Below are 11,972 nucleotides of genomic sequence, written 5' to 3'. Positions count from 1 at the left end.
GCCTCCTTCACATTTTTATTCTGTCTTTTCTCCTCCGTCAGCTGCATGAAGCAGGCGTCTTGCATTTTCCACACGCTCTTTGGACGGAGACTCTACACCTTCCAGCGGATAGTCAAGCCCCAGCTCCTTCCACTTATACGTTCCCAGTGTATGATAAGGCAGCACTTCCACTTTCTCTACATTATGCAGCTTTTGAAGGAAGTTGTCCAGCTTTTTTAAATACGTATCTTCATCGCTTCGTCCGGGTATCAGGACATGCCGAATCCAGACAGGCTGGCTGACCTCCGAAAGATATTCTGCCAGATCCAGAATATTGCCATTTGTGCACCCCGTTAACTCCTGATGCTTCTCTTCATCTATATGCTTAATATCCAGTAATATTAAATCTGTATATTTCAAAAGCTCCTGGAATTTTCCAAAAAACGGTTCTTTTCTTGTAAAAGGATTTCCGCTTGTATCCAAAGTAGTATGAATTCCCTCTGCCTTTGCTTTTTTGAAAAGTTCCGTTAAAAAGTCAAGCTGCAGAAGGGGCTCCCCTCCGCTTACAGTAATGCCGCCTTCACTTCCCCAGTAGGAGCGGTACTTTCTTGCTTTGTTAAGAAGCTGGTCCGCGGTGTACTGTGTACCGGAATGCATATTCCAGGTGTCCGGGTTATGGCAGAACTGACAGCGCATTGCACAGCCGCTCATAAAAATCACATACCGGACTCCCGGTCCGTCTACGGAACCGAAACTCTCCAACGAATGAATATATCCTGTCAGTTCTCTTTGTTCTTTCATAACTATCACCTTCCGTTCTGTTGTTCCTGCTAAGGGAAGATATCCCCCGCCTTAAGGCGGGGGATATTAAGGTTACATATCTTCATGGCAGGTTCTGGAAATAACATCCATCTGCTGCTCTCTGGTCAAATCAATGAACTTCACCGCATATCCGGATACCCGGATTGTAAAGTTCGCATATTCTTCTTTCTCCGGATGTTCCATGGCGTCAATCAGCTTCTCTCTTCCAAATACATTCACGTTCAGGTGATGTGCACCCTGGTTAAAATATCCGTCCAGCACATGAGTCAGGTTTTCAACCCGCTCCTGTGCGTCGTGTCCCAATGCACCCGGATTGATTGTCTGAGTATTAGAAATACCATCCAGCGCCTCTTCATATGGAAGCTTTGCAACAGAATTCAAGGATGCCAAAAGTCCATTCTGCTCCGCACCATAAGAAGGATTCGCTCCCGGTGCAAGAGGTTCGCCGGCTTTTCTTCCGTCTGGAAGGGCGCCTGTTGCTTTACCGTATACCACGTTAGATGTAATCGTTAAAATAGAAGTTGTAGGCTCTGAATTTCTGTAAGTGTGGCATTTTCTCAATTTGCCCATGAACGTTTTCAGCAGCCATACTGCAATATCATCTGCACGGTCATCATCATTTCCATACTTCGGAAAACTGCCTTCTGTCTCATAGTCTACCGCAAGCCCTGTTTCATCCCGGATGACCTTGACCTTTGCATATTTGATAGCACTCAGAGAGTCAACCACATGAGAGAAACCTGCAATTCCTGTAGCAAATGTCCTTCTCACATCTGTATCAATCAAAGCCATCTCTGCTGCTTCATAGTAATATTTATCATGCATATAGTGAATCATGTTTAAAGTATCCACATAAAGTTTGGATAACCAATCCAGCATCTTGTCATATTTATCCATTACATCATCATAGTCTAGATATTCTGAAGTAACTGGTTTATATGCAGGTGCCACTTGTTCCCTTGACTTCGTATCTACTCCGCCGTTGATTGCATAGAGCAGACATTTAGCCAGATTGGCACGTGCACCAAAGAACTGGATTTCTTTCCCCGTCTGAGTTGCAGATACACAGCAGCAGATTGCATAGTCATCTCCCCATACCGGACGCATAACATCATCATTTTCATATTGAACGGAACTTGTAGTAATAGAAATATGAGAAGCATATTTCTTAAAGTTCTCTTGCAGCCGTGAGGAATATAAGACTGTCAGGTTCGGCTCCGGTGACGGTCCCATATTTTCCAGTGTGTGCAGAAAACGGTAGTCATTCTTGGTAACCATAGAGCGTCCATCCTGCCCGATTCCTGCCACTTCCAGCGTTGCCCATACCGGGTCACCGGAGAACAGCTCATTATAAGAAGGAACTCTTGCAAACTTCACCATTCTGCATTTCATAACTATGTGGTCAATCAGTTCTTGTGCCTGAGCCTCTGTCAGAATGCCCTTCTCCATGTCTCTTTGAATATAAATATCTAAAAATGTAGAGATGCGGCCCACACTCATGGCTGCCCCATTCTGGGTCTTAATTGCCGCCAGATATCCGAAATACAGCCACTGCACCGCCTCTTTTGCATCTTTCGCCGGTTGGGAAATGTCATAGCCGTAAACTGCTGCCATTTCCTTCATTTCTTTCAGCGCCTTCAACTGGTCTGCAACCTCTTCCCGAATACGGAAATCCGTCCCTTTCATGCCGTGTCTCTCGGTCTCATTAAAGTCTTCCATCTTTTTCTCAATCAGATAGTCGATTCCATAAAGGGCAACCCGACGGTAATCTCCTACAATACGTCCTCTTCCATATGTGTCAGGAAGTCCGGTAATTATCTTATTGTGACGTGCCTTTAGCATTTCCGGAGTATAAATGTCAAATACACCTTGATTATGTGTCTTGTGATATTTTGTAAAAATCTCATGCAGTTTTTCACTTGGCTTATATCCATAAGTTGTACATGCCTGCTCTGCCAATTTGATGCCGCCGTAAGGCATAAATGCCCTTTTCAGGGGTTTATCTGTCTGCAGCCCGACTACCTGCTCCAAATCCCTCATCTCTTCATCAATATAACCAGGGCCATAAGCAGTCAGTCCGGAAACCACCTCTGTCTCCATATCCAGAACGCCGCCTCTGGCACGTTCTTCCTTCTGCAGTTCCTGAAGTTTTCCCCACAATTTATTTGTTGCCTCTGTGGGCCCTGCCAGGAAACCCTCATCTCCGTCATATGGTGTGTAGTTATTCTGGATAAAATCGCGAACGTTAATATCGTCCTTCCAAAGCCTTCCATTAAATCCGTTCCATTGCTCATACTGTGTCATTTATAAAATCCTCCTTTACTCAAGACGCCTTGGAAGGAGATGACTCCTTTCAAGATGCAAACAGGTTATCTTTTACTTTTCACGCACAGTATAGCATCACATTAAATAAATGGCAATAGCTAAATGATAACTATTTTCATTTACGGCCCTTGTATCTAATTTTATACAATATATAGTACTTCTCTTCCAATTTATACACTATTTTTAATCATTATTAATAATGCTTCCTTATAAATAAGTAATTCTTTATAAGTATCTTTATCCTATAGACAAGACTTCCGTAACAGTAGAAACATCTAATAATGCATCACTGCCGGAGTTCCCGGTGAAATCATACTATACAGTGTTCCAGCACCGTCCAGCGGCATATTGATACACCCATGAGAGCCATTACTCCAGTACAATCCACCGCCAAAAGCCGGCTGCCACGTAGCATCGTGAAATCCAATGCCGCTGTAAGTTATCGGCATCCAATAGTTTACCGGGGTCCGGTACTCAGGCTCACCCGTCTCTGGCACGATATTACCTACCAAAACTGTATTTGTTGTCTTCCATAAGAGGTCATATACCCCCGGAGGAGTAGAGTGCTCATAAGGTTTTCCCGTTACAACGGCTGTTTCGAATACCACATTTCCGTCTACGATATACCACATATACTGTTCACTCAAATCTACCTCAATAAATGTCTTCCCCCAGTCCTGTGCCTCATGAACAGCAGCCCTTTGTATATACGGAGGTTCCTTTGTAACTATATCTCCATTTTTAATACTGGCTATTAGGACTTCAGCTTCGGCAGCCTCATCGATTGCCCAGCCATAGGTTCCTCCGCTCACTTCAGTTGCTTTTCCCCAGGGCGTTGTCAAAGGCCTTGTTCCATAAAGAGTTTCATATTTCGCTGCAAACTGATTCATATATTCTCTAACCTGATCTTCATGGAATGTGACATTCATATTTTCGTCCCAGGACAGCCATGTTGAAATCAACTGCTTATCCACAACTTCCTGCTGGGGAGGCATATCATAAATAATACTTGCCCTGCAATAATCATTCAGCGCATCACGTGCGGCAGCCACCTCCTTAGATTCAGAAGTATATTTAGGTTTTAGATAACATTCTTCCTTATCCATGTCCAGTGTATCCTTCAGCCCATCAATGGCGCCGATTATCTTCTCCTGCATCACTTCCTGATCTACCTTTGTCCCAAGCACCTCTGGTTTTATCACAAATTTGTTACCGTCAAACTCCGGTTTTGCGCCTACCGGATCAGACTTGTCTTCATTCTGGAAACTCTTGAGACTCTGTATCCTGTCCACAAGCTGTTTTTGATCATAATCAAACTCCATCTTCATCTGAATATCCTGTTTCTTCCAGAACATGGAAGGCCAAAGAAAAGCACTCTGATCCTTCAGTGCTTTCTTCAGTCCTCCGGTCTTCTTATACTTCATGGATATTTCTGAGCCGGTTATTTTTTCCTTAGCTCCTTCTTTTGGACTCACAGCCAAGGAATATGTATCTATTTGTTTTGCAAAATATGCATCGGCTTCATCCGCCGTTTTCATGGAAAAATCAACATCAACGATTTTAGTGCCGTGATAGAAATGATTTATGAAATAAATAGAAACTCCGCAGTAAATACAGACCAGAATTCCGGCTGTGATTCCCAAAGCAAGCAGCAACTTCTTTCTGCCGTTCATTGTATGTCCCCTTCCTCGTAAGTATTTCCCATTGAACCGTAGAAATTCAATAGGTCTGTCCTATTATCATTACATTAAACAGACGGATTTTCAAGGTAAAAAAATACACTTTTTCAGTATTTTTGTCATTGCCTAATTTAGGGGTTCGCTTTAGAATGAATTTATAGTAAAATATTTATAAGACATTTTACATAACTCACATAGTATGCAATATATTTTTCCCCAATTTAATAATATTGAAAGGTTGTTTTGATTATGAAAATTAGAAAAGCAAACATAGCAGACCTAGATATTCTGCTGAAAATGTATGAAAACGCAAGAAAGTTTATGACAAGTCATGGAAATCCCACACAATGGGGAAATTCCTATCCCTCTAAAACATTGGTGGCACAGGATATTGAAGAAGGAAACAGCTATGCCTGCGAGGAACACGGTAAAATTATTGCCGCATTTTATTACAAAGAGGGCAAAGATGATACTTACGCCAAAATATACAATGGACAGTGGCTGTCGGAGCTGCCTTACGGTGTTGTGCATAGAATCATCTCCGACGGAACTATCCGCGGGGCCGCCTCTTTCTGCCTGAACTGGGCATTTGAGCAGTGCGGGAACCTGCGGATAGATACTCACCGGGACAATATCGTCATGCAGCACATAATGGATAAAAACGGGTTTAAATACTGTGGAATCATCTATATGGAAGACGGAAGTGAAAGGCTGGCATACCAAAAGGTATTATAAGCCCTGTTTCTTTTCCTGTATCCCCCAATAGATTTTTTCAGCTGTAACAGGCAGTTCTCTTATCAGCACTCCGGTTGCATTTTGTACCGCATTCGCAATGGCCGGAGGCGGGGTGTTAATTACAATCTCTCCAATGGATTTTGCTCCAAACGGCCCGGTTGGCTCATAACTGCTTTCAAATTCAACGCGGATTTCACCTACATCCAGGCGGCTTGGTATCTTATACTGCATAAAGGAGTTACTGTAATTCTTTCCTTTTTCGCTATATACAACATCTTCGTAGAGTGCCATGCCGATTCCCTGGGCAACCCCCCCTTCAGCCTGAACTCTTGCCAGATTCGGGTTTACTACAGTTCCGCAGTCCACAACTGCGGCATAATCAATCAGTTCGAGCTGGCCTGTTTCTTTATCTATCTCCACCTCTGCCATTCCAACCATAAACGGCGGCGGAGATACTGGAGATGTAAAGGCTTCACTGGCGTACAAGGCTTCTTCATTATTACACATAACCCGGTTGCCAATTTCTTGTCTGGATATGCTTTCACCTGTTTTCAGGTTTAAAACCCTTTCTCCGTCAAACTCCACATCCTCAGGTGAACAGCCTAAGTATACAGCGCCTTTCGCACAAATCTTTTCCCGCAGGGTCTCACAGGTTTTCACCACTGCTGTTCCGGTTACATAAGTGGTGCTGGATGCATAGGAACCACAATCGTAAGGGGAGGAGTCTGTATCCACACCATGTACGATGATGTCCTCCATTTCACAGTCCAGACACTCTGCGGCCATCTGCGCCAGTATTGTATCACTTCCGGTTCCCATGTCGGTAGCACCCACCATCAGACTGTAAAAACCATCATCATTAATTTTTATGCCCACGGCAGCAGTATCAAGAGCAGAAATACCAGAACCCTGCATCGCCATAGCTACACCCACACTGCGGACTTTTCCGTTCCCCATATCACGGAAGGGATATTTATTGTCCCAGTCTATCATCTTCTTTGCACGTTCCAGACAGCGGTCCAGAGCGCAGCTATTTGCTGTTTCCCCATAATAAGCAGGCATTGCCTGGCCTTCTTTTACCATATTGATTTCACGCAGGACAACCGGATCTATGCCAAGCTGGTCTGCCAGTTCATTTACAGCAGATTCCACCGCAAAAATCCCCTGGGTGGCTCCGTAACCACGGTAAGCCCCTGCCGACATCACATTTGTGTAAACCACATCATAAATAAAACGGAATGCTTCTACTTTCCCATACAGAGGGATAGACTTGTGCCCTGACAACCCAACTGTAGTAGGACCATGCTCTCCAAATGCCCCTGTATTGGACAGAGTGTAGACATCAATGCCTTTTATAATCCCATCCTTATCTGCACCGACACGGACATGGACCTCCATCTCATGACGGGGAGAAGAGGCAATAAACGATTCCTCACGGGTATAGATAATTTTTGCTGGTTTTCCGGTTTTCCAAGTGACCAGTGCCGGATACACTTCGGAAACCACAGTCTGTTTCGCCCCGAATCCACCGCCGATTCTAGGCTTAATAACGCGGATTTTAGACTTTGGCACATCCAGCGCATTTGCCAGAATCCGGCGTACATGGAAGGGTACCTGGGTAGAAGATACAATATTTAATCTTCCGTAGGTATCTAAATGAGTATAGGTACGAAAAGTCTCCATCATAGCCTGCTGGTTTGCTTTTGTATGGTAGGTCCTGTCAACCACATACTCACAGGATGCCAGCACTGCCTCGATATCCCCTGAGGCATCTTCATCATGGGCACAAAGGTTTCTCTTATTATCAGCGCCGACCGGGCAAAGACTCTTCCAGTTTTCTTCCGGATGGATCAAAATAGCATTGTCCTTCGCCCTGCGGAAATCCAGCAAGGGTTCCAGTACTTCATATTTTACTTTGATCAGCTTCATTGCTTTGTCCACAGCTTCCTTGCTGTTTCCCGCCACAATTGCCACCGCATCCCCAACATACCTGACACGCTGGTCTAAAATTAGTCTGTCATACGGACTCGGCTCCGGGTAGGACTGGCCTGCCATTGTAAACCTTTTATCCGGGCAGTCCTCATATGTCAGAATACACTCAATCCCCGGAACAGCCAGTGCTCTGGTCAGATTGATATCCTGAATCAGTGCATGGGCATGAGGGCTTCTCAATACTTTTACAATCAGGCAGTCTGCCGGCGCCAGATCATCTGTATACACTGCTTTTCCTGCCACCAGTGCCTGACTGTCCACCTTCGGCACAGACTGGTTTACCACTCTCATGAAAGCACCTCCTCTTTCTTCCGCTCCAGATATTTTTGGATAGCCCGAAGCTGACCCATATAACCGGTACACCTGCATAGGTTTCCTGCAAGATATTCTTTGATTTCTTCCACACTTGGGTTGTCCAGCTCACGCATCATGGCAAGTACATTCATAATAAAGCCGGGGGAACAAAAACCGCACTGCTCCGCACCCTCGTTTGCCAGAAATTTACCAAATTCATCTGCTTCTTCCTTTACACCTTCCAGAGTCGTAATTTCCTGCCCCTCCACGCTCAATGCCAGTACAGAGCAGGAAAGACGTGATTTTCCATTAATCCAGACAGTGCACAGTCCACAGTTGGTCGTCTCGCAGCCACATTTCACACTATGACATCCTAAGCCTCTCAAGGCATCGAGAAGCAGCGTATCCCCTGCGGCCTCTGCAGCCGCCTTTTTCCCATTTAATATAAATTCCACTGTCATAATTATTCCTCCGTCAAGATTGAGCGTATCCCGCGCAGAATCAGAACTTCCGCCAAGTGCCTTCGGTATTCGGCACTTCCCCGCATATTTGACCCGTAAGTAAAATCTGCCGCCGCTTCTTTCGCATAAGCTTCTAACTGTTCACTGGAAATATCCCTCGGAATCTGCCATTCCTTTTCCAGAACCGCCGCCTTCATCGGCCTTGCTCCAACTGAAAAGTACCATGTCTCTTTTCCATGAACCAGCCCGGTTACAACCGCACATGCCAGCACCGGAAAATCCGTCTTTGTCTGGCGGATGGAGTCATATCTGAGTTTTCTGCTGCTCTTTCTTATAACTATCGATATGAGAATATCCTTGTCCCGTTTCCTGTTTATAAATTCGGACAGGCGGATTGTACCGCCATTATATAATTCTACAAATGTATCCAGAGCCAAGAGACAGGTCAGCACATCAGAGAATCCAAACCTGCCGTAGACACTACCTCCTACGGTTGCCTGGTTCCTGAACTGCACCCCCACGATGTGACGGACAGATTCTGCAATAGCATCCCCATACATCTCCTTAAGTCCTTCATGAAGTTCTAATTGCCGCAGCGTGCACATAGCTCCGATGCGGAACACATGATTCGTTTCTTCAATCTGGTCTAATCCCAGATCTGATAAATCTATCACCGTCTGTACCTTCGCATTCCCCAGCCTCATCCACATCATACCGCCCATAACGCGGGCATTTCTGGCCTGATTCAGCTTGTAAGCCTCCTCCAGGGATTTTGCTTTCACATAATTGTTAATCGTCAGCAAAGTGGTTCTCCTTTCTCCTTCAGCACATTATAACCTTTGTTTTACATCTTGCGCCAAAAAAGGTGTAAATGCTGATTGTCATTCACACCTGTGGTCCACTTATTTTAACATACCTGTCGGTATTTGTCAAAAAAGGGGACTGTCCCTTTTGAAAAGGGACTGACCCCTTTGCTCTTCGTTTTCAGAATATTCTCAAAATTTCTTTTTTCCCCCCAGCCTCACGCTCTCCATCTCTTTCGCCAGGTCCTCAGTCAGATAGTCAAACAGATAATTCCTGTCTTCAGCTGGTCTGCCCAAATATTCACTCCGTATTTCTTTCAGCATCAGCTCTACCTCTTCTTTCAGCCCTGCCGCAGAAAGGCGCTGTGCTCCCTGACCCATGATGATAATTTGTTCCAGTGCGTCGGAGGTGGCTACCGTAACGTCGTATTTTCTGCCCATATTGCGGACTGTTTTTTCAATATACTGGTCTGCCGTCTCTGCTTCTTTTGTGTACACTACAATAATGTTGTGGTATTTCTGGATCTCTCCTAAATTCCCTTCCACTTTATAGGCATCAAATACAAGAATTACGGTACATTTCCGATATCCCTGATAATTGCATAGTATATCCATTAGCTTGTCTCTGGCACCTTCAATATTCACTTCCGCCAGCTCTTTCAACTCTTCCCAGGCAAAAATAATGTTATACCCATCTACCAGCAGATATTCTTCCCTGGTTTTCTTCTCTTTCTCCCGTTCTTCCCACTTACCGTCAGGCTTTCCCTTTTCCGCCCCCTTTATGGTCACGGGACCGTTGGATTGTTTTCTTCGCACCGGATCCGGAGTCCTTCTATAAATGGCATCCAGCTCTTCCTGGGTCAACTCTATACGTGAAACAGATACAGGCGGCTCATATAATTGTTCCTCCTGTTTTGATACCTGCAGTCTGAGAGGGCTTTCCACATGCATATACTCCTCCACCTTGTTCCATCTCACAACAAATCCTGCACCATGTGCACAAAAGACGGAACCTGTGGGATTCTCAGCATCTGCTTCTGAATCGTATCCTATTTGTTCTATCACTTCCTCTGCATTATGACACGGCATGTACCCTTTCAGGCTGCAGAACATCCTGCCTCGTCCTCCTGTATAGGAAAGCAGTTCTGTCTGATACCCTCTCATGGTAGATACCGGCACCGTCCCTGTAAGGATAGATAGCTCTCCGTCCATTTCAGGCTGTTCAAAGCTTCCGTACATTTTCTGAATATCCGACATGGCGCGGCCTATATTCTCTGAAGGGACTTCTAAACGGAACTCATAATAGGGCTCTAACAGGACACTTTTCGCTTTTTTCAGGCCCTGGCGTACTGCCCGGTAAGTCGCCTGACGGAAATCTCCGCCTTCGGTGTGCTTAAGGTGGGCTCGTCCCGCAATCAACGTGATTTTCATATCTGTAATTCCAGAACCTGTCAGCACTCCTCTGTGTTCTTTTTCTTCCAAATGGGTGAGAATCAGCCGCTGCCAGTTCCGGTCCAGCATATCCTCGCTGCAGTCTGCCGCAAACTGAAGTCCCTGCCCCTGCTCCCCCTCCTCCAGCAAAAGATGTACTTCTGCATAGTGGCGCAGAGGTTCAAAATGCCCCACACCCTCTGCGGAGCCTTCTATAGTTTCTTTGTATACAATATTCCCTGTTCCAAATTCCACACAAACTCCAAACCGCTCCAAAATGATACTTTTTAATATCTCCGTCTGCACCTCACCCATCAACTGTGCATGGATTTCCCCCAGCTGCTCTTCCCAGACAATGTGCAGCTGAGGCTCTTCTTCCTCCAGTTGTCTCAGATTTTGCAGCATGCGGTGCACATCACATTCCGGGGGAAGCTGTACCTGATAGGTAAGAACCGGCTCCAAAATAAACATATCCAGTCCCTCTTCCCCACCGATTCCCTGTCCCGGATAAGTATTGTTAAGCCCAGCGGCGGCACAGACTCTGCCTGCTGCCACTTCCTGCACCGTTTCATATTTTGAACCGGAATAAATGCGGATCTGATTTACTTTTTCCTCTATATCCGGAAGTATGTCCTTTACTTTAAGGGTTCCCCCGGTCACTTTCAAATAAGTCAGCCTGTTTCCCTGCTCATCCCGGGCGATCTTATAAACCTTTGCACCAAAACCGGACGGGTATGTTCTGCTTCTTGTATACTCCCGCAGACCTTCCATCAATTCCTCTACACCCTCCGCATAAAGAGCTGAGCCAAAATAACAGGGAAATACTTTTCTGGCCTTGATTGCTTCTCCCACAGAATTCATCTTTATCTGTCCTGTCCCAAGATACTCCTCCAGTAATTCGTCCTGGCACATGGCAAGTTCTTCAAACCATTCTTCATCACCCTGCCCCGAAGTAGAAATTCTGATAAAATCAACACAGCCGTTTCCCAGACGTTTCTTCAGCTCTTCCAAAATAACTTCCCGATTGGTTCCCTCCTGATCCATTTTGTTTATAAACACAAAAACAGGAATCTGATACCGTTTCAGAAGACGCCAAAGTGTAGCGGTATGCCCCTGCACACCATCCGCTCCGCTTATCACAAGAATGGCATAATCCAACACCTGGAGAGTGCGCTCCATCTCTGCGGAAAAGTCTACGTGCCCAGGCGTATCAAGCAGTGTAATGTCCATGTCCTTCCAGGAAAATACTGCCTGCTTGGAAAATATTGTAATCCCTCTGGCACGCTCCAGCTCATACGTGTCCAAAAATGCATTCTGGTGATCTACCCGCCCCTGCTTCCGGATACTTCCGCTGACATACAGCATACTCTCTGATAAAGTTGTTTTTCCTGCGTCTACATGAGCCAGGATTCCCACTATCAACTGTTTTTTTCCGTTTGCTTCCAAAAATA

Annotated in this window: 8 protein-coding genes; 1 reads left to right on the top strand and 7 read right to left on the bottom strand. The window is 45.3% G+C overall.

The window, feature by feature from the left end:
* Positions 1–15 precede the first annotated feature (15 nt).
* From pflA to A8805_RS20575, 3 genes are all read right to left on the bottom strand, one after another.
* Positions 16–780, bottom strand: coding sequence for a pyruvate formate-lyase-activating protein (gene pflA / locus A8805_RS20585; RefSeq protein WP_109714592.1), 765 nt, complete (start codon positions 778–780; stop codon positions 16–18).
* 72 nt (positions 781–852) lie between these two features.
* Positions 853–3,105, bottom strand: a complete 2,253-nt coding sequence (pflB, locus tag A8805_RS20580) for a formate C-acetyltransferase (protein WP_109714591.1) — start codon at positions 3,103–3,105, stop codon at positions 853–855.
* Between the two features lie 296 nt (positions 3,106–3,401).
* Entirely contained in the window at positions 3,402–4,799 is a 1,398-nt protein-coding gene (locus tag A8805_RS20575) for a L,D-transpeptidase family protein (protein ID WP_109714590.1), read from the bottom strand.
* Positions 4,800–5,054: 255 nt separating this feature from the next.
* On the opposite strand from A8805_RS20575, the gene A8805_RS20570 reads away from it, so the two are divergent.
* On the top strand, positions 5,055–5,540 hold the full coding sequence (locus tag A8805_RS20570; RefSeq protein ID WP_109714589.1) for a GNAT family N-acetyltransferase: 486 nt from the start codon (positions 5,055–5,057) through the stop codon (positions 5,538–5,540).
* On the opposite strand, the gene A8805_RS20565 is transcribed toward A8805_RS20570, so the two are convergent.
* From A8805_RS20565 to A8805_RS20550, 4 genes are all read right to left on the bottom strand, one after another.
* The gene (locus A8805_RS20565) at positions 5,535–7,823 is read right to left on the bottom strand and encodes a xanthine dehydrogenase family protein molybdopterin-binding subunit (RefSeq protein WP_109714588.1); all 2,289 of its coding nucleotides are present in this window, start codon (positions 7,821–7,823) and stop codon (positions 5,535–5,537) included. The two genes, A8805_RS20570 and A8805_RS20565, sit on opposite strands and share 6 nt — an antisense overlap.
* Positions 7,820–8,287 carry a (2Fe-2S)-binding protein gene (locus tag A8805_RS20560; RefSeq protein WP_109714587.1) on the bottom strand — a complete coding sequence of 156 codons (468 nt, stop codon included), beginning with the start codon at positions 8,285–8,287 and terminating at the stop codon, positions 7,820–7,822. Before A8805_RS20560 ends, A8805_RS20565 begins: the two co-directional genes overlap by 4 nt.
* A gap of 2 nt (positions 8,288–8,289) precedes the next feature.
* Positions 8,290–9,090 (bottom strand): FAD binding domain-containing protein, encoded by an 801-nt coding sequence (locus A8805_RS20555; RefSeq protein WP_109714586.1) that lies wholly within the window; start codon positions 9,088–9,090, stop codon positions 8,290–8,292.
* 192 nt (positions 9,091–9,282) lie between these two features.
* Entirely contained in the window at positions 9,283–11,967 is a 2,685-nt protein-coding gene (locus tag A8805_RS20550) for a translation factor GTPase family protein (RefSeq protein ID WP_242992524.1), read from the bottom strand.
* Positions 11,968–11,972 lie beyond the last annotated feature (5 nt).

It is taken from the genome of Faecalicatena contorta (genome assembly GCF_003149105.1).
Lineage (GTDB): Bacteria > Bacillota > Clostridia > Lachnospirales > Lachnospiraceae > Muricomes > Muricomes contortus_C.
This window is presented reverse-complemented; position numbering and strand designations above follow the sequence as displayed.